Genomic DNA, 25,949 nt, shown 5'->3' with positions numbered 1-25,949 from the left:
CAGCCCTATTTCACTGTTATGTGCCGGCGTTTCAGGCAAGAAAAGCACAGGATCGATCGACCAATGACGAAATGGCTGCGAAAAATCTGGGACGAGGTCGCCCGACCAATTTTCCTGCGCCCGCAACGGGTGCAGTTTGCAGCCCTTTGCACCCGTGAAACCCCAAGCGGACCAGAGGTTCTGTTGATCACAAGTCGCGACACCGGGCGCTGGATCATTCCCAAAGGTTGGCCGGTTGATGGCATGGACGGTGCCGAAACTGCACTGCAGGAGGCGTGGGAGGAGGCAGGCGTGCGGGCGCCGAACCCCTCCAAGGAACCGATCGGGCACTATACTTACGATAAAATCCTGAACGATGGCACGGCCTATCCCGTTCTGACCAGTGTCTATCGGGTTGATGTTCAGGATCTGGAAGATGACTTTCCCGAAGCTGGCAAACGCGAGCGGGTCTGGGTTTCGCCCTCAACTGCGGCTGATCGTGTTAACGAGCCGGAATTGCGCGATTTGCTGCTGCAAGTGTGATAGTTTCGCAAAAAATTGATAACATAACTGTTGTCCCGAGGGGGGAAACCGTCTAGCCGCGTGCCGAAATGCACTGGCTGCTTGAAAAAAGATCATGTCGAATTTGACCTCGAAATCCCGCTGGCAGGCTCTGGACAGCGACCTTCACCGTATCTCGCGCGTTGAGAATGCCAACGCCCATGTGGCGCGCCCGCTGTTGGCCCCTGGTATTTCACTGGCCTTTATTGCGCTGGCCGGGTTGTCGGCGGCGATAGTGTTCGGGCTGGCGGATGGCGGCCTGATCGTCGCTGCGGCAGCCGCCTTTGGGGCCTATATGGCGATCAATATCGGTGCCAATGACGTGGCCAACAACATGGGGCCCGCGGTTGGTGCCAACGCACTGACCATGGGTGGTGCTATCGTCATCGCCGCCATTGCCGAAAGCGCCGGTGCCCTGTTGGCAGGCGGAGATGTCGTTTCGACCATCTCTAAGGGGATCATCGATCCGGCCTCGGTTCAAACCAGCAATGTATTCATCTGGGCAATGATGGCTGCGCTGATTTCGTCGGCCTTATGGGTCAACCTGGCCACATGGGTCGGGGCACCGGTGTCAACGACGCACTCGGTTGTCGGCGGCGTGATGGGGGCCGGCATCGCCGCAGCGGGCCTGAGCGCCGTCAACTGGAGCACAATGAGCGCGATTGCCGCAAGCTGGGTAATCTCGCCAGTATTGGGTGGCTTGATCGCGGCTGGGTTTCTGGCACTGATCAAAGCCAAGATTCAATATCAGGACGATAAAATAGCGGCAGCACGGCGCTGGCTTCCGATCCTTGTGGCCGTAATGGCTGCGGCGTTTGCCACCTATCTGGCCGTTAAGGGTCTTAAGCGGATCGTGAAGATTGAGCTTGAGGTGGCGCTGCTGATCGGCCTTGCAACGGGGTTCCTGGTCTGGTCGGTCACGGTGCCCTGGGTACGGCACAAATCCGAGGGGATGGAAAACCGCACCAAATCACTGAAAACTCTGTTTGGCCTGCCGCTGGTCATCTCGGCCACATTCCTCAGCTTTGCGCATGGCGCCAATGACGTGGCCAACGCGGTCGGCCCCCTGGCCGCTATCGTACACGCAGCGGAATTCGGCGACTTTGCCGCAAAAGTCGCGATCCCCAACTGGGTCATGGTGATCGGAGCCTTTGGAATTTCGTTCGGCCTGTTTCTATTCGGGCCCAAATTGATCCGCATGGTCGGTAGTCAGATCACCAAACTGAACCCAATGCGGGCCTTCTGCGTGGCGCTGTCCGCAGCCATTACCGTTATCGTGGCCAGCTGGCTTGGCCTGCCGGTCAGCTCAACTCATATTGCCGTAGGCGGCGTGTTTGGGGTTGGTTTCTATCGCGAATGGCATTCAGATCGCCGGTGGAAACACTCCAACCGCCAGCGTCCGGTCGAACAGCGGCTGGCCCGGGAAGAGCATCAGCGCCGCAAGCTGGTGCGGCGTTCACACTTCATGACCATCGTGGCCGCCTGGGTGATCACGGTCCCCGCAGCCGCGGCGATGTCAGCGACAATATTTCTAATCCTGACGGCCTTCGCCTAATCCGGCCTAAGACGCAATTTGATCCACAGAAATCGCGGTTTCAGGCGCGTCCTCGATCAAATCTCGTATCTTGGCGCAGATCGGGGTTTCGACGCCAATTTGCGCGCCCAGGCGAATGATCTCACCCTGAAGACTTTCGATTTCGGTCGGGCGACCTGCCATCAGATCATAGGCCATCGAGGTGCGCGCGCTGGGGTCAATGGTCAGCATTCGCGCAGCGATCCTGGAAAAGATCGGCGTAGGCAGGCGCAGGATATGCGGCGTCATCCACGCAGGCAGCGGAGTAGTCGAAGCGACCGGATGGTTCGCGGCGTTCAACACCATCAGAGCCTCGGTCATCTGATCCGCCATCAGGCGTCGCCAGTTCCGGTCCAGCAGTTGATTTTTTAACGTCAACCCCGACAGCGCATTCAGCGCGTTGTTGAGGTTGATTACCAGCTTACCCCATTGGACCGCTTCAATATCATCGCTTTCCACAACCGGCATGTCAGCGCTACTCAGCTTCTGACCCAGCGCACCGGGACCGCTTTGGATGACGATCTCACCAGAGGTGGCGCGATGAAAGCTGGCCGGTTCAGTCGGCACCACATTGAACGGCACCATTCCGGCGCGCACGTCATGCTCTGACAGAACCATGCGCAAAGTACGGGCGTTTTCCATACCGTTTTGCCACGATACCACCGGAATTGAGATGGGCGTGTATTCCGCGATCTGCGCAGCCATTTTCGCTGTGGCACCTGATTTAACGGTCACGATGACGACCTGGGCACCGGCCAGGCAGGTTGCATCTTCGGTCAGGGTCAAATCCTGCGCAGCCACATACCGGGTCAGCCCCGAAAAATCCGAAATCGTTAATCCCTTTTCCTGGATCGGGTCCAGAATGCGTGGACGGCCCAACAGGGTGACGTCATGCCCTGAATGCGCCAACAATGCCCCGCAATAGCATCCGATACTGCCTGCACCCGCAATCACGATTTTCATGACATCCCTCCTGGCGCAAAGGATCGCCGGGATCGAGGGCACGGACAAGGCCCCCTGACGCGCGGTCAGCGCGCGCGCCTTGGTCGAGTACGCTCCAGTTCATCCGAGATCGGTATGAACTCTTGATCATCGCCCGGCGGCAGGTGGAACGCTCCTTTTGCCCAATCGGCGGTTTTCCATTCACGCGTGGCCGCCTCGATCTTTTCCTTCGAGGATGACACGAAATTCCACCAGATATAGCGCTCTTCGTTCAATGTCGCCCCGCCCAGCAGCATTAACCGCGCGCCTTGCGGTCCGGCCTTGACTGAAAGGGGATCGCCGGGGCGGAACACCATCATACGGCCCTGTGTGAACGTATCGCCTGCGATCTCGACGGAACCTTGGGTGACATAAACACCCCGGTCTTCATGGTCATCCGGCAAAGGAAACGACGCGCCGGGATCAAGTCGCACGTCCAGATAGAAGGTCTCGGACAGCAACGTAACCGGGCTGGTTTCACCATAAGCTGACCCCAGGATTAACCGGGCGCTGACACCTTGGTCCTGAAAATGTGGCAGCGCACCTTGCTTGTGATGCTCGAAATCCGGGGCCATATCCTCATGCGCTTCGGGCAATGCTATCCAGGTCTGGATGCCGAACAGGCTGTGTTTCTTGTCTCGTGTCTTCTGACTGGTCCTTTCGGAATGAGTCACCCCGCGCCCGGCAACCATCCAGTTGACCTCGCCGGGGTAAATCATTTGATGCGTGCCAAGACTGTCGCGATGCTCGAACTCTCCTTGATAGAGATACGTCACCGTCCCAAGACCGATATGCGGGTGTGGTCGGACGTCGATGCCGTCACCAGTCAGGAATTCGGCTGGACCTACTTGGTCAAAAAAGATGAATGGCCCAACCAGCTGCCGTTTACTCGAGGGCAGCGCCCTACGTACTTCGAACCCGCCCAGATCACGAGCGCGCGGAATGATCAATGTGTCCAGCGCCGTGTTGTGTGACAGAGATTCGAGGCTTTGGGTCGGGTTCCAACTCATTGCTGCGCTCCTGCGATCAGGTAGTTGCGTTCACCATCGCAGAATACACGGTATTTTCAGCTTGAGTATTCGCCATTTCGCACGGATTAAGTGCAATTTCGATGTTATGTTATTTCATCCATTGCTCAAAGTGCCTCTCTTGGCCAAAGCCGGGGGAAAAACGGCCCGTCGATGCGGTCGCCTTCGCTGTAACCGGCGGCCTCGAACTGCGCACGTTCGTCTTTCGCCCAATCTCCGCGATATCGGATAATCCCGTCCGGCGCTGTCATCCGCAGGCTAAACCGACGCACTGTTTCCGTCGGCGTGACCGAGGACAGACCACCATGCAGTGTTCGCATATCGAAATAGATGCAATCCCCTAATTCCATATCCCACTGCAACAAGTCATAGGCGCCGGGATCGGCGTTGATATCCGGGGGCTGGTGATACGTTCGGCCTGCGACCTCAGTGGCCCCAAGACTAGGATGACCATCCGCAAACCGAACCCGCATGAACAGCTTGTCCCACAGATGCGAGCCTTTGACGAAGGCAATGCCGTTTTCTTTAGTCACCGGTTCAAGAGGCAGCCAAAGGACGCACATGGTGCCTTCGAAATCGAAATAGGACAGGTCCTGATGAAAGGGTGGGCGCGAGGTCGATCCGGCCTCACGCAGGAACCAGTTATCCATCACAAGGTTGATCGACGGGGCATCCAATAAACCCGCAGCCAGTGGGGCGCACGGCGAGTGATGCACGAAATCCCTAAATTGCGGAATCTTGTTCCACGCCCAGAAATCCTCGAAATAAGCAGGGGCGTCTGGGTCCTTGGTGTGACGAGTGAAATTGTCGGTCGGGTTGGCCAGGTCCGCACTGATACCTTCGCGCAACAAGTCCAACCAATGTTCCGAGAATTTCGAGCGCAGCACAACGGCACCGTCCCGCTTGAAGGCCGCAATTTCGTCGGGCGAAACCGATTGTGTCTTGTCCATTTTTCAGCCTTTCGCATCGTTATACCGACGATGGCACCGCAACCAGCACAGGGTCAAAGAAATTCGCCGGGGCTTGGGGTGATCACAGAGTGGTGAAGATCGCCTCGGAATTGATCTGAACCGTGCTATCTTTGCGCTGTGGCGCGCTCAGGTTGCTATGGATGTTACCTTGCAGGAGGTCCCGACATGACGAATTCACACTTGTCTCGTAGATCCGCAATGGCGCTGGGCGGGGCTGCTCTGGTCACTGGCGGTTCGGGATTGCTGATGCCCGCACGCGCCGCCGGGCTGGCCCCGACACGGTCCATGCGTGGTGGGTCGAACAACTACCGCCCCGGCGCACCCATCGTCGAGCGGATCGGCGGCGGTGGGTTCTGGATGACCGGCACTGTGCGGCGGGCTGGGGACGGTGCCCCTCTGCCCGGCCAACGTATCCAAATCTGGGCTCACACAACCGAAGGGCATGAGCGGGATCCGCAAAGCCATGGTGCTACACTGACCGACGCCAATGGTGAGTTCCGGTTGGAGATGCCGCAGATCGTGCCCGCCTTTGGCCAGCCGCACGGGCATCTGGCCTATGACAGCGGCGAGTTTGAGACGGTATTCCTGCGCCCGATCATGGCAAGTTCAAAAGACCAGACCCTTGCCGCGCATTTCGTCCTGCAACCCGCCTAATTTACGTGATCCGCAGCCTTTTGATCTGGGCGGCTGTGATCGCCGCCATAGCTGTGCCGCTGATTGCGGCGGCGCATAGCCCCTTATTGGCGTGGCGCGATCCAGTCTACATCGTGGCCGGGTTTGCCGGAGTGCTGAGTATGGGGCTGTTGTTGCTGCAACCTTTGCTGGCCGGGCGCGACTTGCCTGGATTACTGCCTTTGGCCAGCCGGCGCTGGCATCGACGGGTTGGCTTCACTCTGATCTTCGCCCTTGTGGTGCATGTGGGCGGCTTGTGGATCACCAGCCCCCCGGATGTTGTGGATGCGTTGCTGCTCGTCTCACCTACCCCGTTTTCAGCCTGGGGCGTCGTTGCGCTGTGGGCCGCCTTCGCTGCCGCCTGTTTGGGCATCTTTCGGCAGCGTCTGGCCCTGCGGTACCGTATCTGGAGGCTGGGTCACACAGGGTTAGCCGCCATAACCATTGTCGGCAGTGTCGTGCATGCGATGCTGATTGAAGGGACGATGGAGATCATGACCAAAACCGCCCTCTGCGTTCTGGTTCTGTTGGCGAGCGCCCGAACGCTCGCCAGATTGCGTGTGTGGGATATCCGGCGGCGCAGTTAAACGCCCAGACACCAGCGCATGACCGCCTTTTGGGCATGCAGACGGTTTTCAGCTTCGTCAAAGATTACCGAGTTCGGTCCGTCCATGACCTCGGATGTCGCCTCTTCCTCGCGGTGCGCAGGCAGGCAATGCATGAACAGCGCATCCGACTTGGCATGAGACATCAACTCGGTATTCACCTGATAGGGGCGCAGCAGGTTGTGACGACGCTCTTTGGCCGATTGGGAATCGTGCATCGAGACCCAAGTATCGGCCACGATCAGATCGGCATCTTCCACCGCTTTGTAAGGGTCACGCTCGACCACGATTTTCGAACCCTTCTGACGGGCGAACCCCATGAATTCTTCCTCGGGGTCGAACTGAGCGGGACCGGTGAAGGTCAGATCGAATCCAAACTGGCCCGCCGCATGCAGGAACGAGGCGCAGACGTTGTTGCCGTCTCCGGTCCAGACCACTTTTTTTCCTTTGATCGGCCCGCGATGTTCTTCAAAAGTCAGCACGTCAGCCATGATCTGGCAGGGATGCGTACGGTCGGTCAAGCCATTGATCACCGGCACGTCGGAATATTCAGCCATCTCGGTCAGGATGGTTTCATCGAACGTCCGGATCATGATCATGTCGACATAACGCGACAGGACACGGGCCGTGTCGGCGATGGTTTCGCCGTGGCCCAGTTGCATGTCCTTACCCGACAACACCATGGTCTGCCCGCCCATCTGCCGTACGCCCACATCGAAGGACACGCGCGTTCGGGTCGAGGGTTTTTCAAAGATCAGTGCGACCATGCGGTCCTTGAGCGGCTGATCATCATCCTGCGCGGCTTTGGGGCGACCCAGACGGGCCTGTTTCATTTCGCCGGCCTGATTGATCATCGTCCGCAGATCGCCTGCATCGGTTTTGTGGATATCGAGGAAATGGTTCATATCGTTTCGCTTTTGGCTGTCGGTCGCCGGGGGCGCTGCCCCCGGCCCCCCGGAGTATTTAGAAAAAGATGAGGATTACGCGGATTCGAGGCTGGCTTCGACTTGTGCGGCAGCCTTGTCGAGGCGGATCATGGCCTGAGCAATGTCATCCTCGGTCAGCGTCAGGGGCGGCAAAAGGCGGATGACATTGTCGGCGGCGGGAACGGTGATGACCTCATTGTCATAGCCCGCGTTAACCACATCGGTATTGGTCGCCTTGCATTTCAAGCCCAGCATCAGGCCCGTACCGCGCACCTCTTCGAACACGTCGGGGTGATCGGCGATCAGGCCTTCGAGCTTCTGGCGCAGCATCCCCGCCTTGCGGTTCACGCCTTCAAGGAAAGCAGGCGTTGCCACCTGATCGATTACCGCGCAACCCACGGCGCAACCCAGCGGGTTGCCCCCATAAGTCGAGCCATGGGTACCCACGGTCATACCGCTGGCCGCGTCTTCGGTGGCCAGCACCGCACCCAAGGGGAAGCCGCCGCCGATGCCTTTGGCAACCATCATAATATCGGGGGTAATACCTGCCCATTCGTGGGCAAACAGCTTGCCGGTGCGGCCAACGCCGCATTGCACCTCATCCAAAATCAACAACAGGCCATTGTCGTCGCATATCTGGCGCAGGGCCTTGAGTTCCGCGTCGGGCACCGGACGAATGCCACCCTCACCCTGAATCGGTTCGATCAGGATCGCGGCGGTCTTGTCCGTGATCGTATTGGTCACGCCGTCAAGATCGCCGAATGTGACATGCACGAACCCGGGCAACAGCGGGCCAAAGCCCTTGGTCATCTTTTCAGATCCGGCCGCCGCGATACCAGCCGACGACCGGCCATGGAACGAGCCGTCAAAGGTAATGATCTCGACCCGTTCGGGTTGCCCCTTGTCATAGAAATACTTGCGGGCCATTTTTACGGCCAGCTCACAGGATTCCGTGCCCGAGTTTGTGAAGAAAACCGTATCGGCGAAGGTAAGTTCAACCAACTTATCCGCCAACGCTTGCTGCTGCGGGATGTTGTACAGGTTCGAGACATGCCAAAGTGCGTGCGCTTGTTCAGTCAGCGCGTTGACCAGCGCCGGATGTGCGTGGCCAAGCGCGTTCACCGCAATCCCGGCACCTAGGTCAAGGAAACGTCGGCCATCCGCCTCGGTCAGCCAGGCGCCTTCGCCCTTCACGAAAGTCAGGGGCGCGCGATTATAGGTCGGCAGAACGGACGGGATCATCGGATCATCCTTTTCGTTAGGTTAAGCCCCGTGAGTGATACACGAAGGCCGGATTCGTCAACAGATTTGGTGGGATTTGCGCGGATTTACAGCGCGCAATGGATCAAACAGGCCGGTTACGCAGTAATGCGTCGGCGTCGGAGTCGCAGGATATGTGCGTGTTTGATCATGCGGGGCCGTATAGCCGTGTGTTTGACTTCTGAAAACCCCGAATTTCCAAAATCAGAAACTTCACTTTGAATATCAGCTTTTATCGCTTGCCATTTAGGGCGCAGTGACGCACCGCTGGGTCATGACACCCGCGCGCCAGAACCCTGCCCTTGCGGCTTTGCTGATCGTCACCGCCAGCGCCTTTCTGGCCGCCACCACACTTCTGGCCAAAGCGTTGGGGACGGATACCTTAGGCCCGGCGTTGCATCCGTTGCAGATCAGCCACGGGCGGTTCCTGTTCGCGTTTCTGGTGATCGTCTGCGCGGTGGGCGTGTTGCGCCCACGGTTAAGCCGCCCGCATTGGGGGTTGCATATTGGGCGGACGAGCTTTGGCTGGGTGGGGATTACGCTGATGTTCGCCTCGGTCGCGTTCATCCCGATCTCGGATGCCACTGCGATTTCCTTTTTGAACCCCGTCTTTGGCATGGTCCTGGCCATCCCGCTGTTGAAAGAGGGCGTTGGGCCGTGGCGCTGGCTGGCCGCTGCTGTTGCTCTGACCGGTGCATTGATCCTGCTGCGTCCGACACCGGCCAGCTTCCAACCTGCGGCGTTGCTTGCCCTGACGGCGGCGGCTGTGATCGGGATGGAGCTGATCTTTATCAAAAAGCTTTCGGGCCGTGAAATTCCCATCCAGATTCTGTTGATCAACAACGCGATGGGGCTGACCATCGCCTCGGTCGCGGTCAGCTTTGTGTTCCAGATGCCAACGCCCGAACAATGGATCGCGCTGGTGGCAATTGGGGTGCTGATGGCCTGTGCCCAAGCCTGTTTCGTCAACGGGATGGCGCGCGCGGATGCATCCTTTGTGGCGCCAATCAGCTATGCCACACTGATCTTTGCCGCCCTCTATGACTTTGCGGTGTTTGGCGTAATCCCGGATGTGGTTAGCCAAATCGGTTCTGCAATCATTCTGACGGGCGGACTAATCCTTGTCTGGCGCGAGGCACGCGTCAGAATCGCCTAGCTCGGCGTTTTTTAGGATTTCGGGATCCAAAACCTGCACCGTCATGCTTTCAGCCTGTATCCCTTTCGCAGCATCTGCCAGGTAATGGCGCAGACAATCAACGTTGCGCCACTGCAAACCGCGAAACCCAGTGCGGGTGAGCTGTCAGACACCCCGATCATGCCATTTCGCAACCCATCAATCAGGTAGAATACCGGGTTCACGTGGCTGAGGCGGTTGAGAACAGGTGGCAACGCTTCAACCGAATAGAATGTGCCCGACAGGAAGGCCAGCGGCGTGACGATGAAATTGGTAATCGCCGCCATTTGATCGAACTTGTTGGCGAATATTCCCGCAAACAGGCCCAACGCCCCCATGAAAGCACCGCCGAGAACAACAAACAGCAGCGCAATCAACGGGTTTCGCGGCACCAGCCCCAGCACCAGCGCCAGCGCAACGGCAACCACACAGGCGATAAGAACACCACGCACGATGCCTCCCGCCAGATAGCCCAACAGAATTTCCAACGGAGACAGTGGTGGCATCAACGTATCAACAATGTTGCCCTGTACCTTGGCAATCACCATCGAAGACGAGGTGTTGGCAAAAGCATTCTGAATCACGGTCATCATCATGATACCCGGCGCCAAAAAGGTCAGGAACGGCACCCCCATCACGTCGGGTCGGCTGGGGCCAATAGCGATGTTGAAGATCAGCAGAAACAGACCTGCGGTCACCAGCGGCGCCAACAGGGTCTGGGTCCAGACCGCCAGAAAACGCAATGTTTCGCGCTGAGCCAACGTATAAAGACCCATCCAATTGACCGCTCCGAAACGGTGTTCGTTCTGCTCAAGGGGTATCTGCATCATCTGACCTCAACCTGATTCGAAGACTGCTTGTAACTCGGGGCGCAGTGATTAGAATAGGGGGCTGAGACGATTTCCCAAGGCGGCCCGAATCCGGGGCCGCTTTCCGCTTTTGAAAGGCAAATGATGTCCTGGACTGACGAGCGTGTAGAGCTGCTGAAGAAAATGTGGGGCGAAGGCCAGTCGGCCAGCCAGATCGCCAAGGAACTGGGGGGGGTGACCCGCAATGCGGTGATCGGCAAGGTCCACCGTCTGGGCCTGTCGAACCGCGCCACCGGTGCGTCCCCGGCCAAGGCTGAGCCCAAGGAAAAACCGGCCCCCGCGCCCAAAGCCGAGGCCAAGCCGAAACCGGCCCCTAAAACCGAACCGGCCCGCCCTGCCCCCGCGCCTGCGGCCGAGGCCAAGCCCGCCGTGCCTGCCCGCCGCCAGATCATTCCGGCTGGTCAGCCGCTGCCGCCACAGCCTTCGGCCAACGAAATCAGCCCCGAGGCTTTGGCCAAGGTCAATGAGATCGAGAAGAAGGCTAAGAAACTGACGTTGATGGAACTGACCGAGAAGACCTGCAAATGGCCTGTCGGCGACCCTGCGACCGAGGATTTCTGGTTCTGCGGCCTGCCTGTGGAAGCCGGCAAACCTTATTGTGAGGCGCATGTGGGCGTGGCATTTCAGCCGATGAGCTCGCGCCGCGACCGTCGGCGGTAAGGAAGATGCGCCAGGATCCGACTGCACTGGAGGATGCCTGGCTGACACGGGCAAAACGCTTGTTGGCGCTGGCCGAAACCGGCCAGCATTTCACCAAAGACCCATTTGATCGCGAACGCTATGACGAGATCGCAGCCATGGCCCGCGCCATGCTGGCTGATTTGGGCCGGGTGCCCCTATCGCGGATCGAGGGGCTGATCTCGGATCATGCCGGTGGTTATGCCACGCCCAGCATCGACATTCGCGGCGCTGTAATCCGTGATGGCCGCATTCTGCTGGTCCGCGAACGACTAGACGGGCTGTGGGCCATGCCGGGTGGTTTTGCGGACATTGGCAGTTCTCCAGCGGAAAATATGGAACGTGAAGTCTGGGAAGAGGCTGGGCTGCAGGTCCGTGCCAGACACCTCTATGCTCTGCGCCACAAGGCACGGCATCCCTACCCGCCGGATTCGCGAGATTTTTATAAACTTTTCTTCCTGTGCGATGAGGATGGCACGGACGCCCCGCAGCCGGGTGCCGAGACCAGCGACGCGGCCTTCTTTCCCCCGGACAAAATACCTGCACTATCTTTGGCACGAAATATTCTCGCGGATGTCACAGCAGCGTTCCGCGCCCATTCAACAGACCAATCCCAAACTCTGTTCGATTGACCTATTGCGCCGGGTGCGAGGACGAATCCGGCATCGGTACCCAACCCGGCAGTTCATCGGGGGCGACCGAGACATGCAGTTGCTCGGACTGGTCCATCCCGACTTTGCGATGCTTGCGCAGCAGGAAAACCTTGCCCCACCCCCGCCAGGTCCCGACCGAAGTTGCAGTAATTGAAGTTGGGAACCGGTCGCGCCAGCCTTCGGGCAGCGGCAATCCATGCTGCTCGGCCTTGTCCAGCATCCAGATCAGGGAAATATTGCTGAGGGGACGCGCCTCTTCAAACCCGTTCAATTGCCCGCCCACGTCACCATGTGTTCCACGGAACCAGACCTGTTCAACGTGGCCCTTAAACTCGGGCGTACATTTCCACAGAACCGGCTCGTACACCTCGCGCGTCTCGTCCAGCGCCATAGCGTGATAGCCGTGCCGGGTGGCGGGGCCAAGTTCATGGTTGTGAAACGCGTGCTTATCTTCGGCCCAGCGCCACAGCAGCGGAAGACGCAGGCCCAACGCCTTGACGGTGTCCCAGACACCGATCATTTCAATTGCGAGCTCGTCATGACAGAATTTTTGGCGGAACTCACAGGCTGCCTCGCCGCTAGGCGTACATTCATAGTGGCGATAGGCCTGCTTGATGTTGCGCTCGGTCGCGTGTTCGGCCTTGAGCAGACCGATCATGTCGATCACGCCCGCAAGGCTGCGGACGCCGTAAGCGCCGCGCGAATAGCCGATGAAAAATATCTTATCACCAGGTTTGTAGCGTGACGCCAGATAGCCATAGGCCCGCCGGATTTGCCGGTTGATGCCGCGCCCCATCATCACATCCAGAGAGGTTTTCCAGCTTTCCCACTGCACACCGGATTCGTAAAAGACCGAAACTTTGCCGCCCATCTCGCGGCACAGATGGTAGGTCTGCCCCGCATGAGTTTCAAACCCCGGCTCCAACGTCGACATGGTGCCGTCAAGGATAATGACATGACTAATTGGTTCACGGTGCAGCGCCTCGGCCGAATGTTCGGACCGCAAAGGCCGTCCGAGCCATCCAAGTATCTTTTTACTTAGCCGTGACAGAACCATGCGTCAGCAATTCCCAAACTCTTAGGGGTGTGAATGGCATATCCGCCTGCCGTACCCCATGTTCCCAAAGCGCGTCCTGCACTGCGTTCGCCACAGCGGCCAGCGCGCCCACGGTGCCGGCCTCTCCGCATCCTTTCATACCCATTGGGTTCGAAGTTGACGGAACCGGCGCCGAGGTAAACTTTATCATGGGTATCTCAGACGCACGGGGCAAGGCGTAGTCCATCAACGAAGCCGTGAGCAGTTGCCCCTGGGCATCATGCTCAACACGCTCGGACAGGGCTTGACCAATGCCCTGCGCCACGCCGCCATGCACCTGCCCCTCGGCCAACATCGGGTTGATAAGATTGCCGAAATCGTCAACTACGGTGTAGCGGTCGACCCATGTTTCGCCGGTGAAACAATCAATAACGATTTCGGCAACATGTGCGCCATTCGGATAACTGCGTGCGTCCAGCGTAATGCGCGCCTCATGTTGCAGAAGATCGGTTCGGCCATCGGCGCGGGCCATCTCGGCCGCTTCGATCAATGTAGGCGTCAGGTTCGACCCTGGTGCGCGGAATGTTTCGTGATCAAAATTCACGTCAGCCTCCTCGACCCCCATCTTATCGGCCAGATAAGGCGCGAATGCGGCGATCATGACGTCGATTGTGGCCAGGGTGGCCGTGTTTTGGACTGTAACGGACCGCGATCCTCCTGTCCCTCCTCCGGCAGGTAACTGATCGCTGTCCCCCTGGATGACATTGATCTGATCCAACGGAACACCGATCTGATCCGACAAAAACTGGGTATAGGCCGTCTCATGGCCCTGGCCGTTTGATTGCGTCCCCACATAGAGGTTCACGGTGCCATCCTCGCAGAATGCGATCTTTGCGTTCTCGGAAGGGTCGCCCAAAATACTTTCGATATAGTAACAGATGCCCTGCCCCCGGATCAGGCCACGTTCGGCATCAGCCGCCTTACGGGCAGCAAAACCTAATGTCTGTTCACTCGCGCGGCTCAGGACCATGTCGAAATCGCCGACGTCATAGACCTCACCAGTCGTCGTTTTGTAAGGGAAAGCTTCAGGCCGGATGAAGTTTTTGCGCCGCAACTCCCACGGATCGACGCCCAATTCACGCGCGGCGCGGTCCATAGCCCGTTCAAGCACATAGATAGCCTCGGGCCGACCAGCGCCGCGATAAGCGTCCACCTGCGTTGTGTTGGTAAAGAACCCTTCGACCCGCAGAAAAGAGGTCTGCACATCATAGGCGCCCATCAGAACTTTGCTGAACAGATTTGTCTGGATTGCCTGACCGAAATGGCTGTTATAGGCCCCAAGATTGACCTTGCTATGCACGCGGTACGCGGTAATTCGGTGGTCTTCATCAAAGGCCAGCTCAGCCAGCGAAGTCAGGTCGCGCCCATGGTGATCAGACAGCATCGCCTCAGATCGGTCCGACATCCAGTGAACAGGTTGGCCCAGTTTCATCGCAGCGACGGCGACACAGAAATACTCGGGATACGGCATCACCTTCATGCCAAAACCACCGCCCACGTCGGGCGTGGTGACCCTAATGAATTCAGGTTCCAGATTCAGCTTCTGCGCCAATTGCCCGCGCATCGCCCAGACGCCCTGCCCGCTATAGGCAAAGTGCAGCCGCCCGTCGGACCAAGCAGCCTGACAGCCGCGCGGCTCAATCGATGTAACGATCACCCGGTTATCCGCAACGTTCAGTTGCACTCTGTGCACGGCGTCCTGAAATGCCGCCTCGGTCGCTGCCTCATCCCCCATGCCCCAGTCAAAGGCACGGTTGTCAGGAGCTTCGATGTGCAGCGGTTCGCCGCCCACCTCCAGATCAAGCTTGGCGGGCAGATCCTCGGTTTCCATCCAGATCAACTCGGCTGCATCACGGGCCTGTATCTTCGTTTCGGCGATGACCACCGCGACCGGCTCACCGACAAAACGCACGCGGTCCTTGGCCAGCATGTGGCGATCCGGCGCCGCCGCTTTCGAGCCGTCCCGGTTCGACACAAGCGCCGCGTTTAAAACCGTGTCGATCCCGGCCTCAGTCAGTTCGTCCAGCGCCATGACCAGCCGCACGCCACTCGCCTCACGCGCGGCATCCAGATCCAGCGCGGTAATCCGCCCATGCGCAACCTGGCTGCGATAAAACGCCGCAAACAGGGCGTCGCCGGGCACAGCATCGTCGATGTACTGCCCCGTCCCGGTTAGAAACCGCTGATCCTCGGTCCGTTTGACCGGCTGACTTTTTCCGAACTTGTCCATTGGATGCTCCTGCCTCGGCCTGTAGGGGCGACTTTAGGCTGCACCGGTTCGTTGTCCAGAGTACCCGCAGACCCTTCCCCTTCCCCTGCGCATTCGTTATTGCAGGCGCTGACCCAAGATTGATGACGCAGGACGCACCCCATGGCGATGGAAAAGACATTCAACGCGGCCGAGGCTGAGGCCCGCATTTACGAGACCTGGGAACAGGCCGGAGCCTTCAAGGCAGGCGCAAACAAATCGCGCGACGAAAGCTTTACCATCATGATCCCGCCGCCCAACGTGACGGGCGCGCTACACGTGGGCCACGCCTTCAACAACACGCTGCAGGACATTCTGATCCGCTGGCACCGTATGCGTGGCTTCGACACGCTGTGGCAACCGGGTCAGGACCACGCCGGTATCGCCACCCAGATGCAGGTGGAAAAGATGCTGGCTGCGACCCAACAGCCCGGACGGCGCGAGTTGGGCCGTGAGAAGTTCCTTGAGAAAGTCTGGGAATGGAAAGGCGAATACGGCGGCACGATCATCGAGCAGTTGAAGCGTCTCGGCTCATCCTGCGACTGGTCGCGCAATGCGTTCACCATGGCCGGTGCGGCGGGTGATCCACGCACGGGGCACGAAAATTCTGCGAATTTTCATGACGCGGTGATCAAGGTCTTCGTCGATATGTACGAAAAGGGCCTGATCTATCGCGGCAAACGACTGGTCAACTGGGATCCTCATTTCGAAACGGCGATCTCGGATCTGGAGGTCGAGAATATCGAAGTCGCAGGGCATATGTGGCACTTCAAGTATCCCTTGGCGGGCGGTGAGACATATGAGTATTTGGAAAAAGATGATGATGGAAATGTGACTTTCCGCGAGGAGCGCGACTATATCTCGATCGCCACCACGCGGCCCGAAACCATGCTGGGGGACGGCGCGGTTGCGGTTCATCCGACGGATGAGCGGTACGCGCCAATTGTTGGTAAACTCTGCGAAATCCCGGTTGGTCCGAAAGAACACCGCCGTCAGATCCCGATCATCACCGACGACTACCCTGATCCTGATTTCGGCTCGGGCGCGGTGAAGATCACCGGTGCGCATGACTTCAACGACAACATGGTTGCCAAGCGCGGCGGCATTCCGATGTACCGTCTGATGGACACCAAAGGCGCGATGCGGGCCGATGGCGCCCCTTACGCAGACGAAGCAGGGAAAGCGCAGGAATACGCGCGAGGGCGTAAATTTACCGAGAACGAAATTGACGCAATCAACCTTGTCCCTGATCACCTACGTGGCCTCGACCGGTTCGCGGCGCGTGCGAAAGTGGTCGAAGAAATCACCGCCGATGGACTGGCCGTCATGTGCCGTGCCGATGACGCACGTCTGGGTTCGACCGCGCTGAAACCCGAGCATGAAGGTGCCGACAAGCTGGTCCCGCTGGTCGAGAGCAAACCAATCATGCAGCCCTTCGGCGACCGCTCGAAAGTTGTCATCGAGCCGATGTTCACCGACCAGTGGTTCGTCGACGCCGAAAAGGTTGTCGGCCCCGCGCTGGACGCGGTCAAAGACGGCACGGTCAAGATCATCCCCGAGTCAGGCGAGAAGACTTATTACCACTGGTTGGAAAACATCGAGCCTTGGTGCATCTCGCGTCAGCTGTGGTGGGGGCACCAGATTCCGGTTTGGTATGGGATCGACCTGTCCGCAGAAGGGTTCAAAGACGACGAGAACGACGGCGATCTTGATCTGGTCGAGTTGGGTCGTTTGCTGAACGAAGGCGGCATGCTGCACCGTGGCAATGTCATGGAATGCGCGGCGAGCCTTGAGGCCGTCACGGAAAAATTCCTCGACGACAATGCCAACATCCCCAGCCCGTTGAGCCACGCGACCGTTATCGAAGTCGCAGACAAACAGGAAGCGATCCATCAGTTCGCTGAAAGCCTTGCTCAATACGCTGTCGACCAAGACCCGACCAAGCTTGTCTATCCGGTGTGGCGCGACCCCGACGTCCTCGACACCTGGTTCTCTTCCGGCCTATGGCCCATCGGCACCCTGGGCTGGCCCGAGCAGACCGAGGAGCTAAAACGCTACTTCCCCACGGATGTGCTGATCACCGGCTTCGATATCTTGTTCTTCTGGGTCGCTCGGATGATGATGATGCAGCTGGCCGTGGTCGATCAGATCCCGTTCCACACCGTCTACCTGCACCAGCTCGTCCGCGACGAGAAGGGCAAGAAGATGTCCAAAACCACCGGCAACGTCATCGACCCGTTGGAGATCGTCGACGAATTCGGCGCTGACGCGCTGCGTTTCACCAACGCCTCGATGGCGGCGATTGGCGGCGTGCTGAAACTGTCCCGCGAGCGCATCACCGGTTATCGCAACTTTGGCACCAAACTGTGGAACGCCGTCCGCTTTGCCGAGATGAACGAGGTCTTCACCGACGCCGTGCCGCAACTGGACGTAGCCGACTTGAAACCCAAAGCCGCCGTCAACCGCTGGATCATCGGCGAAACCGCCCGTGTGCGGGCCGAGGTCGACGCGGCGCTGGAAAGCTACCGTTTCAACGACGCGGCCAATGGGCTCTATGCCTTTGTTTGGGGCAAGGTCTGCGACTGGTATGTGGAACTCTCTAAACCTTTGTTGCAAGGCGATGACGCCGAGGCGCAAGCCGAAACCCGCGCCACAATGCGCTGGGTTCTGGATCAGTGCATGGTCCTGCTGCACCCGATTATGCCTTTCATCACCGAAGAACTGTGGGGTCTAACCGGCAACCGCGCCAAGATGGTCGTCCACGCCGACTGGCCGACTTACGCCGCCGCCGACCTGATCGACGCCGATGCGGATCGTGAGATGAACTGGGTAATTTCGGTGATTGAAAATACTCGCTCGGCCCGTGCGCAGATGCGGGTTCCCGCAGGGCTCTATGTGCCGATGTTGGTGACCGAGATCGACGCCCACGGACAGGCAGCGTGGGACCGCAACGAGGCGCTGATCAAGCGTCTCGCACGGATCGACAGCCTGACCAAGGTCGACGACCTACCCAAAGGAACGATTTCCATTGCCGCACCGGGCGCCACTTTCGGCCTGCCACTGGCGGATATCATCGACATCGGTGCTGAAAAGGAACGGCTGGAAAAAGCCAAGGGCAAGTTAGCTAAAGAACTGGGCGGTCTACGTGGACGTCTGAACAACCCGAAATTCGTGGCCTCGGCCCCGGAGGAGGTTGTTGCCGAAGCCAAGGCCAATCTCGCCGCCCGCGAAGAGGAAGAAGAAAAGCTGAACGAGGCGCTGGCCCGCCTGGCCGAAATCGCCTAATCTTCATCTTTTCAAAAATGCTCAAATCCCAAACCCCGCCGCGTATGCCACGGTGGGGTTTACTTTTGCACACACAGCCCTTGCCCCCACTCGCAAGCCCTTGCTAGCAAAGGCGGATATAACCCCGAGGTCTCAGATGGCACGCGCATTCCCTCCGATCCAAACCATCTCAACCGGGCTGGTGGTCGCCATAGTCGGGTTCTTCAGCTCTTTCCCTATCGTGTTGCAGGGACTGGCGGCCATGGGGGCCTCGGCGCAGGATTCCGCGTCGGGCCTGATGATGGCGGCCATTGCCATGGGAGTGACGGCCATCGGTCTCAGCTTGTGGTATCGGCAACCCATCAGCGTTGCGTGGTCCACTCCGGGCGTTGCGCTGTTGGCCGTGTCCGCGATGCCAGCAGCAGGGTTTTCTGACGCGGTCGGCGCGTTCCTGTGCGCGGGAGCGCTGACCGTGCTGGCCGGGCTGTGGCGACCTTTGGGACGGCTGGCGGCGGCCATCCCGACAACATTGGCGCAGGCAATGCTGGGTGGTGTTCTGTTGCCCCTGTGCATCTTGCCCTTCAAGGCCGCTGTGGAACTGCCCTGGCAGGCTTTGCCGGTGATCCTGACTTGGTTCATCGCAGGGCGGGTGAACCGCTTGTTTGCGGTTCCGGCAGCGGTTGTCGTCGCAGCAATTGTTGTGGTTCTGAATGCGGGCGACACGTCCGTCACGCCAACCCATCTTGTCGCCGCACCGGTCTGGACAATGCCAACCTTCTCGCTGGCCTCTGCCGTCGGTATTGGCCTGCCTCTGTTCATTGTCACCATGGCGACGCAAAACATCCCCGGTATCGCGGTGATGCGCAGCTTTGGCTACACTCCCGCCCCCGGCAGGTTGTTCTCTTCAGTCGGCGCAGCCAGCATCCTGTCGGCCCCGTTCGGGGCGCCTGCCACCTGCCTGGCCGCGATCACAGCCGCCATGTGTTCGAATGAGGACAGTCACCCAGACCCGGCCCAACGGTATTGGTCGGCGGTGATGGCAGGCGTATTCTATTGCCTGTTTGGTGTATTCGCGGTGGCCATCACCGGGTTTGCCGTACATGCTGATCCGCTGCTGATGGGCACCCTGACAGGGATTGCGTTGATCGGAGTGCTTGCCAACGCCACCCACGCAGCGCTTGATGTTCCAGCGGAGAGGGAAGCCGCTATTTTGACATTTGCCATCACCGCTTCAGGTATCTCGGTCTTTGGTCTGGGCGCGGCAGTCTGGGGTTTGCTGGCTGGTGGCATTGCGTATCTGGTCACGAAGCGAATTCGCTAGCGGTGCTCACTCGGCTTGGGATATAGTTTGACCATGCTCGGATCGCTTGGAAAACTGATCGAACGCCAGATCAAAAAGGCACAGGCCGAGGGCCAGTTGCAGGGGCTCGAGGGTGAAGGCAAACCTTTGCCGGATCGGTCGGGTGAGGCGCAGAGTGATCCGGCCATCGCCGCTGGGCACCGGATCATGGCGCAGGCCGGTGTGCTGCCGGAAGAGTTCGAGATCAGGAAAAAGCTTGATGCCGCCCGAAAGGATTACGCCGAGTTGACCGATGCAGATGCACGTAAAGCTGCCATGGCGCGCATCGCCGATTTGGAGATGCGGTACAACATGGCCCGAGATGCGCGACGGGCCTTTATGCGCTAGCTACTTGAATTCAGGTTTTCGCCCCTGCATCTGCGCCATCACAACCTCCATCTGATCAGGTTTTCCGATCAGTTCGACCTGTTCGGCGGATTCTTCCAACAGAACCTCGGCGCGGGTCTTGGTTTCGGCCACTTCGATCAGGCGCTTGGCGGCGCGAATGGCCGAGGGACTTTTGCCCGCGATGTCTTCGGCCAGCGCCAATGCCTCGGTCAGTGGATCGTCTGACAGTTTCGTCACCAACCCCCAGTCCGCCGCCTGCTGCGCGCCGATGGGACGCGCGGTGTAGGTCAGCAGGCGCAGTACGTCCGAGCGCACCAGATGTGGCAGTAAAACCATCCCACCCATGTCGGGAATAATGCCCCACTTCATCTCCATCACCGCCAGCTTGGCGTCGGGGTGTGCGATGCGAATATCCGCGCCCAGCGCGATTTGCAGCCCGCCACCATAAGCAACGCCCTGAATGGCGCAGATCACCGGAACTGGAACACGCCGCCAGATCAGGGCAAGTTCTTGCATTTCATTCGCATCCCCGTGGCTGCGGGTCATCAGCCACTCAGTCGGGTCCATATGCGCCATCTTGGCAAAGCTGGCCATATCAAGCCCGGCGCAAAAACTCTTGCCCTCGCCCGACAGGACCACGGCGCGTGCGTCCGAGGCTGCGACCTCTTGCCCGGCAGACAGCAACGCCTTGATCATCGCGTCGTCCAGCGCGTTCATCTTGTCGCCGCGCGTCAGCGTGACATGGGCGATGTGGTCTTTGTACTCGACGGATACGCGGGTCATGCGGGCCTCCTGATCTTGTTGACCCAACCATGCCCGGAAGGTCTGCCAAGTTCCACCTCAACGTTGGGGCACTTCTGGCTGCGCGTCGCAGATGGTTGTCTGACGAGTGGGTATGGGGTTATCTCGCACCATGACTGACCCACGCTATACTCCGCTTGCCCTGTCACTGCCTGCAACCGTGCCCTTTGTCGGGCCGGAAACGCAGGAACGTCAGCGCGGCGCGCCCTTTGTCGCCCGGCTGGGGGCGAATGAAAGCATCTTTGGCCCTTCCCCCCGCGCTATCGAGGCGATGGCAGCAACGGACATCTGGAAATATGGTGACCCCGAAAGCCACGACCTGCGACATGCACTGGCCGATCATCACGGCGTAAAGCCGGAAAACATCGTGGTCGGAGAAGGCATTGATGGCCTGCTGGGTTATCTCGTGCGGTTGCTGGTTGGCCCCGGCGATACAGTTGTGACCTCGGACGGGGCGTATCCGACCTTCAACTACCACGTGGCCGGGTTTGGCGGCGCGTTGCACAAGGTGCCCTATCGTGACGATCACGAGGACCCCGCGGCGCTGTTTGCCAAAGCCGTCGAGGTGGACGCAAAACTGGTCTATCTGGCGAACCCCGACAACCCAATGGGCAGTTGGCATCAAGGCGCGGATATCCTGGCCGCGATGGAGGCCCTGCCTGCAGGATGCCTGCTGGTGCTGGACGAAGCCTATGTGGAATGCGCGCCAGAAGGCACCGCAGCCCCGGTTTCAGCCGATGATCCGCGTGTGATCCGGATGCGCACATTTTCCAAGGTGTATGGCATGGCCGGGGCGCGGGTTGGCTATGCGATCGGCGCGCCGGGATTGATCGAAGCTTTCAACAAGGTCCGCAACCATTTCGGAATGAACCGGGCTGCACAAGCGGGGGCCTTGGCGGCCTTGCAGGATGCCAACTGGCTGTCGCAAGTTCAGGCACAGATCGCTAAGGCACGCGACCGGATCGGCCAGATCGCACGGGAAAACGGCTTGGTACCCTTGCCCTCGGCCACCAATTTCGTGGCGATTGATTGCGGTGGCGATGGAGCGTTTGCCAAAGCGGTGCTTGAGGGGTTAGTGGCACAAGGGATATTTGTGCGCATGCCCTTTGCCGCCCCACAGAACCGTTGTATCCGCGTCAGCTGTGGTACGGTTACGGATCTGGATGCCTTTGCTGCAGCTCTGCCAAAGGCGCTGGCCACTGCGAAGGCCACGATTTGACCCGGGCTTTGGAGGGTTCAGCGGCCAACGCGGCAGCTGCGGCCTCAAGCGCACCCGAGCCGCGCGGGATGTTCAGGGCGGCCATGGCGGTTTCCACCCCTCCCAGCATCGCCATGACCATCTGGCCGTTCACGTGGCCCATATGCCCCAGACGGAAACAGCTGTTCTGATCCTCCATGCCCAGCCCAATGCCAAGGGTCAGGCCCAGCTGGCGCTCGGTATACTGGCGCAGTGGTGTTCCCCGCCCATCGGTCAGACGCAAGGCGGTAACCGCGTGGCTGCGATGGCCGGGGTTGGATACGTTTATCTCAAGCGCGCCACCTTCTGCCCAGACCTCGCATGCCGCCCAGATGGCCTTGGCGAGGTGATCATGGCGAGCCCAGACATTCTCGATCCCTTCAGCATGGATCATGTCGAGCGCTGCCCGCAGACCATACAGATGATGCGTCGGCGCGGTGCCGTTGAAGTATTGGTAAAACACCTGCGGGTTCACACGCGGCTGCCAGTCCCAGTATTGCGAGACGCGCGGCATCGTTGCCCGTTTGGCCTGTGCTTTGTCATTGAAGAACACAAATCCCACGCCCGCCGGGGTCATCAACCCCTTTTGGCAGGCCGACACCATGACATCGACGCCCCAGGCATCCATCTCGAATCGATCACAGCCCAGCGAGGCGATACAGTCCGCCATCAACAACGCCGGGTGGTTCAGATCGTCCAGCAACGCCCGCAACGCCGGGATATCGTTGCGGATCGAACTGGACGTGTCCACGTGAACCGCCAGCACGGCCTTGATTTGATGAGCCGTGTCAGCACGCAGGCTATCGGCGATGCGATCCATATCCCAAGGCGAGGATGCACCGAAATCGATCAGCTCGACCTCGGCGCCAACTCCGCGCGCCATCTCGGCCCATCCGTGGGTGAACAGGCCCGAGGCCGGGGCAAGCACCGTTTCCCCCGCTGCAATAACGTTGGACAGGGCTGCTTCCCAAGTGCCATGGCCGTTGGCAATATAGATGGCGACGTTGTGATCCGTGCCCGCCACGCGTTTCAGATCGCGTGTCAGGGTCGGCACCATCTCGATCAGCTCGCCGTCATAGATGTTGGGTGACGGGCGGTGCATGGCCTGAAGCACAGCGTCAGGCATGACCGAGGGTCCGGGAATCGCCAGATATTCGCGCCCCTGCGCAAGAGAGAGATGGTTTGTCATGGGATCAACCTGTTTGAATTGACGCCCAACCTAGCGCAGCAAAAAGCCGCGTCAATCCATCAGCTTTGAGGCGTCACGCGCAAGGGCTTCGATCCCGGCCCAATCACCGCTCTGCACCATCTGTTTGGGCGCAACCCAGCTGCCGCCAGCGCAGGCGACATTCGTCAGCGACAGGTAATCGCTGGCATTGGCTGGCGAAACACCACCCGTCGGACAGAACGTGATCTGCGGCAGCGGCGCGCCGATGGCTTTCAACGCGGGCGCGCCGCCAGAGGCCTCAGCGGGGAAGAACTTCAGCATGTCATAGCCTTTTTCCAGCAGGCGCATCGCCTCGCTGGCCGTGGCCGCGCCGGGCAGCAGAGGCAGGCCTTCGGCCTCACACGCTGCAATCAATACGTCTGTTGCGCCGGGCGAAACACCGAACTGCGCGCCTGCCTCTTTTGCGGCGCGTACGTCTTCGGGGGTGACCAGCGTGCCAGCGCCCACCACCCCACCGGGCACCTGCGCCATAGCCCGGATGGCATCCAGTGCCGCCGGAGTGCGCAAGGTCACCTCCAGGGCGGGTAAGCCACCTGCCACCAACGCTTCGGCCAAAGGCCGGGCTTGCGCGGCATCGTCGACGACCAGAACCGGAACGATAGGTGCCAGCTCGCAGATTTCGCGGGTTCGTTGGGTTTTTGACATGAAGATTACACTCCGAAAATGCTAGCACCCGCGTCGGCAGACCCGACGTTGTTGCGAAATACGGCGAACAGATCCCGTCCGACCCCGTGCTGATTGGCGGACAGATCCGCAGTGACCGGGGTGCGATCCAGCACACCCGGAGTGAGGATTTCCAATTCGCCTTTCACTGCGTCAACGCGCAGCACATCACCATCCTGGAGATAGGCAATTGCACCGCCCTCCAGCGCCTCGGGGCAGACATGGATCGCGGCGGGAACCTTGCCCGAGGCACCTGACATACGGCCATCCGTGACCAACGCCACCTTTTGGCCCCTGCCCTGGAGGATCGCCAGGATTGGCGTCAGTGAATGCAATTCGGGCATGCCATTGGCCTTTGGTCCCTGGAAGCGGACCACAACGATCACGTCCCCGGTGAAGTCGCCCGCCTTGAAGGCCGCCTTGACCTCGGCCTGATCATGGAAAACACGCACGGGTGCTTCGACGATCTGATGTTCGGGCGCGACTGCGGAAACCTTCATGACGGCGGTGCCCAGATTGCCAGTCAGGCGTGACAGTCCACCTGTAGGCTGGAACGGGTCCTTGGCGGGGCGGACGATCTTGTCGTTCAGACTGTGGCCCGCGCCCTCTTCCCAAACCAGATCGCCGTCTTTCAACTTGGGTTCCTTGGTGTAATTGTGCAGGCCCTGCCCTGCGACTGTCAGGGTGTCCGGGTGCAAAAGCCCATCGTCGAGCAGCGTGCCGATGCAATACCCCAAACCACCAGCCGCGTGGAAATGGTTCACATCCGCCAAACCGTTGGGATAGACCCGCGCGACCAGCGGGACAACGGCGGAAATGTCAGAAAAATCTTGCCAATCCAGCATGATACCACCCGCCCGCGCCATTGCGATCAGGTGGATCAGCAAGTTGGTCGAGCCACCGGTGGCCATCAGCCCGACGATGCCATTCACGAAGGCCCGCTCATCGAGAATCTGATAAACCGGTGTGTAATTGTTACCCAGCGCACTCAGCGACAACGCCCGGCGCGCACCCTCTTCGGTCAAGGCATCCCGCAGCGGCGTGTTCGGGTTAATGAAGCTAGAGCCCGGCAGGTGCAGGCCCATGAACTCCATCAGCATCTGGTTGGTGTTGGCGGTACCGTAGAAGGTACAGGTGCCGGGGCCGTGATAAGCAGCCATTTCGGCGGCCATAAGTTCATCGCGGCCAATTTCTCCGGCAGCGAATTTCTGGCGCACCTTGGCCTTTTCATCATTGGGCAGGCCGCTGGTCATCGGGCCTGCGGGCAGGAACACGGCGGGCAAATGGCCGAAGGCCTGCGCCCCAATTATCAGACCGGGAACAATCTTGTCGCAAACGCCAAGGAAAACAGCTGCGTCGTAGGTATTGTGGCTCAGCGCGACGCCCGTGGCCAACGCAATCACATCGCGCGAAAACAGCGACAGCTCCATCCCGGCCTCGCCTTGGGTGACGCCGTCGCACATGGCAGGTACACCACCTGCAACTTGCGCAGTGCCACCGGCAGTGCGGATCGCATCCCGGATCAGGCCAGGGTAGCGTTCAAACGGCTGGTGAGCTGAAAGCATGTCGTTATAAGCGGTAACAATACCAAGGTTTCCGGCGGCGCCGGTCGCCATCGCCTGTTGATCTGTCCCCGCCCCAGCATAAGCATGGGCCTGACCGCTGCAGGACAGATGCGCGCGAGCCGGGCCTTTGGATTTGGCCTGTTCCATCCGTTCCAGATGCGGGCCACGCAGGTCGGCGCTGCGGTCGATGATCCGCTGGGTGACGTCAGTGATAACAGAATGAACCATGG

General features: G+C 59.6%; 23 protein-coding genes. 11 read left to right on the top strand and 12 right to left on the bottom strand.

The genetic code is table 11. The features are described 5' to 3' along the window. The first annotated feature begins 63 nt into the window (after positions 1 to 63). Together GOX21_RS18910 and GOX21_RS18905 are read left to right on the top strand one after the other, a co-directional pair. Positions 64 to 522, top strand: coding sequence for an NUDIX hydrolase (locus GOX21_RS18910; protein ID WP_170351364.1), 459 nt, complete (start codon positions 64 to 66; stop codon positions 520 to 522). A 94-nt stretch (positions 523 to 616) separates the two neighbouring features. Continuing rightward, entirely contained in the window at positions 617 to 2,095 is a 1,479-nt protein-coding gene (locus GOX21_RS18905) for an inorganic phosphate transporter (protein ID WP_170351365.1), read from the top strand. Between the two features lie 6 nt (positions 2,096 to 2,101). On the opposite strand, the gene GOX21_RS18900 is transcribed toward GOX21_RS18905, so the two are convergent. The 3 genes from GOX21_RS18900 to GOX21_RS18890 all read right to left on the bottom strand — a co-directional run bounded on the left by GOX21_RS18900 (position 2,102) and on the right by GOX21_RS18890 (position 5,072). Next, complete coding sequence (locus GOX21_RS18900) at positions 2,102 to 3,076, bottom strand: 2-dehydropantoate 2-reductase (RefSeq protein WP_170379157.1); 975 nt, start codon at positions 3,074 to 3,076, stop codon at positions 2,102 to 2,104. 65 nt (positions 3,077 to 3,141) lie between these two features. After that, entirely contained in the window at positions 3,142 to 4,104 is a 963-nt protein-coding gene (locus GOX21_RS18895; RefSeq protein ID WP_170379155.1) for a pirin family protein, read from the bottom strand. Positions 4,105 to 4,229: 125 nt separating this feature from the next. After that, positions 4,230 to 5,072 carry a phytanoyl-CoA dioxygenase family protein gene (locus GOX21_RS18890; RefSeq protein WP_170351368.1) on the bottom strand — a complete coding sequence of 281 codons (843 nt, stop codon included), beginning with the start codon at positions 5,070 to 5,072 and terminating at the stop codon, positions 4,230 to 4,232. Positions 5,073 to 5,258: 186 nt separating this feature from the next. Here GOX21_RS18890 and GOX21_RS18885 point away from each other — a divergent pair, with 186 nt between their 5' ends. Both GOX21_RS18885 and GOX21_RS18880 read left to right on the top strand, forming a co-directional pair. Further along, positions 5,259 to 5,747 carry a twin-arginine translocation pathway signal gene (locus GOX21_RS18885; RefSeq protein WP_170379153.1) on the top strand — a complete coding sequence of 163 codons (489 nt, stop codon included), beginning with the start codon at positions 5,259 to 5,261 and terminating at the stop codon, positions 5,745 to 5,747. A gap of 8 nt (positions 5,748 to 5,755) precedes the next feature. Then, positions 5,756 to 6,352: a ferric reductase-like transmembrane domain-containing protein gene (locus GOX21_RS18880; RefSeq protein WP_438826473.1), complete on the top strand. Its 597-nt coding sequence runs from the start codon at positions 5,756 to 5,758 to the stop codon at positions 6,350 to 6,352. Here GOX21_RS18880 and argF read toward each other — a convergent pair. Both argF and GOX21_RS18870 read right to left on the bottom strand, forming a co-directional pair. Further along, positions 6,349 to 7,275, bottom strand: coding sequence for an ornithine carbamoyltransferase (gene argF / locus GOX21_RS18875; RefSeq protein ID WP_170379151.1), 927 nt, complete (start codon positions 7,273 to 7,275; stop codon positions 6,349 to 6,351). The two genes, GOX21_RS18880 and argF, sit on opposite strands and share 4 nt — an antisense overlap. A gap of 75 nt (positions 7,276 to 7,350) precedes the next feature. Continuing rightward, positions 7,351 to 8,538, bottom strand: a complete 1,188-nt coding sequence (locus tag GOX21_RS18870; RefSeq protein WP_170379149.1) for an aspartate aminotransferase family protein — start codon at positions 8,536 to 8,538, stop codon at positions 7,351 to 7,353. 292 nt (positions 8,539 to 8,830) lie between these two features. On the opposite strand from GOX21_RS18870, the gene GOX21_RS18865 reads away from it, so the two are divergent. Continuing rightward, positions 8,831 to 9,712 carry a DMT family transporter gene (locus GOX21_RS18865; protein WP_170379147.1) on the top strand — a complete coding sequence of 294 codons (882 nt, stop codon included), beginning with the start codon at positions 8,831 to 8,833 and terminating at the stop codon, positions 9,710 to 9,712. Between the two features lie 41 nt (positions 9,713 to 9,753). On the opposite strand, the gene GOX21_RS18860 is transcribed toward GOX21_RS18865, so the two are convergent. Next, positions 9,754 to 10,557 carry an ABC transporter permease gene (locus GOX21_RS18860; RefSeq protein ID WP_170351485.1) on the bottom strand — a complete coding sequence of 268 codons (804 nt, stop codon included), beginning with the start codon at positions 10,555 to 10,557 and terminating at the stop codon, positions 9,754 to 9,756. Positions 10,558 to 10,683: 126 nt separating this feature from the next. On the opposite strand from GOX21_RS18860, the gene GOX21_RS18855 reads away from it, so the two are divergent. Then, positions 10,684 to 11,259 (top strand): GcrA family cell cycle regulator, encoded by a 576-nt coding sequence (locus GOX21_RS18855; protein ID WP_170351487.1) that lies wholly within the window; start codon positions 10,684 to 10,686, stop codon positions 11,257 to 11,259. Between the two features lie 5 nt (positions 11,260 to 11,264). After that, on the top strand, positions 11,265 to 11,909 hold the full coding sequence (locus GOX21_RS18850; protein ID WP_217353055.1) for an NUDIX hydrolase: 645 nt from the start codon (positions 11,265 to 11,267) through the stop codon (positions 11,907 to 11,909). 1 nt (position 11,910) lies between these two features. Here GOX21_RS18850 and GOX21_RS18845 read toward each other — a convergent pair whose 3' ends face one another. Both GOX21_RS18845 and GOX21_RS18840 read right to left on the bottom strand, forming a co-directional pair. After that, positions 11,911 to 12,987: a DUF2235 domain-containing protein gene (locus tag GOX21_RS18845; RefSeq protein ID WP_170379145.1), complete on the bottom strand. Its 1,077-nt coding sequence runs from the start codon at positions 12,985 to 12,987 to the stop codon at positions 11,911 to 11,913. Continuing rightward, positions 12,965 to 15,256, bottom strand: a complete 2,292-nt coding sequence (locus GOX21_RS18840) for a xanthine dehydrogenase family protein molybdopterin-binding subunit (protein ID WP_170379143.1) — start codon at positions 15,254 to 15,256, stop codon at positions 12,965 to 12,967. The genes GOX21_RS18845 and GOX21_RS18840 overlap by 23 nt, the downstream gene beginning before the upstream one ends. Positions 15,257 to 15,397: 141 nt before the next feature. On the opposite strand from GOX21_RS18840, the gene GOX21_RS18835 reads away from it, so the two are divergent. From GOX21_RS18835 to GOX21_RS18825, 3 genes are all read left to right on the top strand, one after another. Continuing rightward, entirely contained in the window at positions 15,398 to 18,559 is a 3,162-nt protein-coding gene (locus GOX21_RS18835; RefSeq protein WP_170379141.1) for a valine--tRNA ligase, read from the top strand. A gap of 136 nt (positions 18,560 to 18,695) precedes the next feature. Further along, the gene (locus GOX21_RS18830) at positions 18,696 to 19,859 is read left to right on the top strand and encodes a benzoate/H(+) symporter BenE family transporter (protein WP_170379133.1); all 1,164 of its coding nucleotides are present in this window, start codon (positions 18,696 to 18,698) and stop codon (positions 19,857 to 19,859) included. A gap of 33 nt (positions 19,860 to 19,892) precedes the next feature. Continuing rightward, positions 19,893 to 20,225: a DUF1992 domain-containing protein gene (locus GOX21_RS18825; protein ID WP_170351377.1), complete on the top strand. Its 333-nt coding sequence runs from the start codon at positions 19,893 to 19,895 to the stop codon at positions 20,223 to 20,225. On the opposite strand, the gene GOX21_RS18820 is transcribed toward GOX21_RS18825, so the two are convergent. Further along, on the bottom strand, positions 20,226 to 21,008 hold the full coding sequence (locus GOX21_RS18820; RefSeq protein ID WP_170351378.1) for a crotonase/enoyl-CoA hydratase family protein: 783 nt from the start codon (positions 21,006 to 21,008) through the stop codon (positions 20,226 to 20,228). Between the two features lie 130 nt (positions 21,009 to 21,138). Here GOX21_RS18820 and GOX21_RS18815 point away from each other — a divergent pair, with 130 nt between their 5' ends. Next, on the top strand, positions 21,139 to 22,245 hold the full coding sequence (locus GOX21_RS18815; RefSeq protein ID WP_170351379.1) for a pyridoxal phosphate-dependent aminotransferase: 1,107 nt from the start codon (positions 21,139 to 21,141) through the stop codon (positions 22,243 to 22,245). Here GOX21_RS18815 and GOX21_RS18810 read toward each other — a convergent pair. Genes GOX21_RS18810 through edd form a run of 3 tightly spaced genes read right to left on the bottom strand, consistent with a single transcriptional unit; the run spans position 22,178 to position 25,947 of the window. After that, positions 22,178 to 23,452: a pyridoxal-phosphate-dependent aminotransferase family protein gene (locus GOX21_RS18810; protein WP_170351381.1), complete on the bottom strand. Its 1,275-nt coding sequence runs from the start codon at positions 23,450 to 23,452 to the stop codon at positions 22,178 to 22,180. The genes GOX21_RS18815 and GOX21_RS18810 overlap by 68 nt on opposite strands. 51 nt (positions 23,453 to 23,503) lie before the next feature. Next, a complete protein-coding gene (locus tag GOX21_RS18805) occupies positions 23,504 to 24,136 on the bottom strand; it encodes a bifunctional 4-hydroxy-2-oxoglutarate aldolase/2-dehydro-3-deoxy-phosphogluconate aldolase (protein WP_170351383.1) in 633 nt (210 codons plus the stop codon). A 5-nt stretch (positions 24,137 to 24,141) separates the two neighbouring features. After that, positions 24,142 to 25,947 (bottom strand): phosphogluconate dehydratase, encoded by a 1,806-nt coding sequence (gene edd, locus GOX21_RS18800; RefSeq protein WP_170379131.1) that lies wholly within the window; start codon positions 25,945 to 25,947, stop codon positions 24,142 to 24,144. Between the last annotated feature and the right edge of the window lie 2 nt (positions 25,948 to 25,949).

Source organism: Ruegeria atlantica, assembly GCF_013032005.1.
GTDB lineage: Bacteria > Pseudomonadota > Alphaproteobacteria > Rhodobacterales > Rhodobacteraceae > Ruegeria > Ruegeria atlantica_A.
This window is presented reverse-complemented; position numbering and strand designations above follow the sequence as displayed.

What these genes read in the sequence shown, in the direction of transcription:
- GOX21_RS18910 (WP_170351364.1), top strand. Translation starts at nt 64, where the DNA reads ATGACGAAATGGCTGCGAAAAATCTGGGACGAGGTCGCCCGACCAATT.
- GOX21_RS18905 (WP_170351365.1), top strand. Translation starts at nt 617, where the DNA reads ATGTCGAATTTGACCTCGAAATCCCGCTGGCAGGCTCTGGACAGCGAC.
- GOX21_RS18900 (WP_170379157.1), bottom strand. Translation starts at nt 3,076, where the DNA reads ATGAAAATCGTGATTGCGGGTGCAGGCAGTATCGGATGCTATTGCGGG.
- GOX21_RS18895 (WP_170379155.1), bottom strand. Translation starts at nt 4,104, where the DNA reads ATGAGTTGGAACCCGACCCAAAGCCTCGAATCTCTGTCACACAACACG.
- GOX21_RS18890 (WP_170351368.1), bottom strand. Translation starts at nt 5,072, where the DNA reads ATGGACAAGACACAATCGGTTTCGCCCGACGAAATTGCGGCCTTCAAG.
- GOX21_RS18885 (WP_170379153.1), top strand. Translation starts at nt 5,259, where the DNA reads ATGACGAATTCACACTTGTCTCGTAGATCCGCAATGGCGCTGGGCGGG.
- argF (WP_170379151.1), bottom strand. Translation starts at nt 7,275, where the DNA reads ATGAACCATTTCCTCGATATCCACAAAACCGATGCAGGCGATCTGCGG.
- GOX21_RS18870 (WP_170379149.1), bottom strand. Translation starts at nt 8,538, where the DNA reads ATGATCCCGTCCGTTCTGCCGACCTATAATCGCGCGCCCCTGACTTTC.
- GOX21_RS18865 (WP_170379147.1), top strand. Translation starts at nt 8,831, where the DNA reads ATGACACCCGCGCGCCAGAACCCTGCCCTTGCGGCTTTGCTGATCGTC.
- GOX21_RS18860 (WP_170351485.1), bottom strand. Translation starts at nt 10,557, where the DNA reads ATGCAGATACCCCTTGAGCAGAACGAACACCGTTTCGGAGCGGTCAAT.
- GOX21_RS18855 (WP_170351487.1), top strand. Translation starts at nt 10,684, where the DNA reads ATGTCCTGGACTGACGAGCGTGTAGAGCTGCTGAAGAAAATGTGGGGC.
- GOX21_RS18850 (WP_217353055.1), top strand. Translation starts at nt 11,265, where the DNA reads ATGCGCCAGGATCCGACTGCACTGGAGGATGCCTGGCTGACACGGGCA.
- GOX21_RS18845 (WP_170379145.1), bottom strand. Translation starts at nt 12,987, where the DNA reads ATGGTTCTGTCACGGCTAAGTAAAAAGATACTTGGATGGCTCGGACGG.
- GOX21_RS18840 (WP_170379143.1), bottom strand. Translation starts at nt 15,256, where the DNA reads ATGGACAAGTTCGGAAAAAGTCAGCCGGTCAAACGGACCGAGGATCAG.
- GOX21_RS18835 (WP_170379141.1), top strand. Translation starts at nt 15,398, where the DNA reads ATGGCGATGGAAAAGACATTCAACGCGGCCGAGGCTGAGGCCCGCATT.
- GOX21_RS18830 (WP_170379133.1), top strand. Translation starts at nt 18,696, where the DNA reads ATGGCACGCGCATTCCCTCCGATCCAAACCATCTCAACCGGGCTGGTG.
- GOX21_RS18825 (WP_170351377.1), top strand. Translation starts at nt 19,893, where the DNA reads ATGCTCGGATCGCTTGGAAAACTGATCGAACGCCAGATCAAAAAGGCA.
- GOX21_RS18820 (WP_170351378.1), bottom strand. Translation starts at nt 21,008, where the DNA reads ATGACCCGCGTATCCGTCGAGTACAAAGACCACATCGCCCATGTCACG.
- GOX21_RS18815 (WP_170351379.1), top strand. Translation starts at nt 21,139, where the DNA reads ATGACTGACCCACGCTATACTCCGCTTGCCCTGTCACTGCCTGCAACC.
- GOX21_RS18810 (WP_170351381.1), bottom strand. Translation starts at nt 23,452, where the DNA reads ATGACAAACCATCTCTCTCTTGCGCAGGGGCGCGAATATCTGGCGATT.
- GOX21_RS18805 (WP_170351383.1), bottom strand. Translation starts at nt 24,136, where the DNA reads ATGTCAAAAACCCAACGAACCCGCGAAATCTGCGAGCTGGCACCTATC.
- edd (WP_170379131.1), bottom strand. Translation starts at nt 25,947, where the DNA reads ATGGTTCATTCTGTTATCACTGACGTCACCCAGCGGATCATCGACCGC.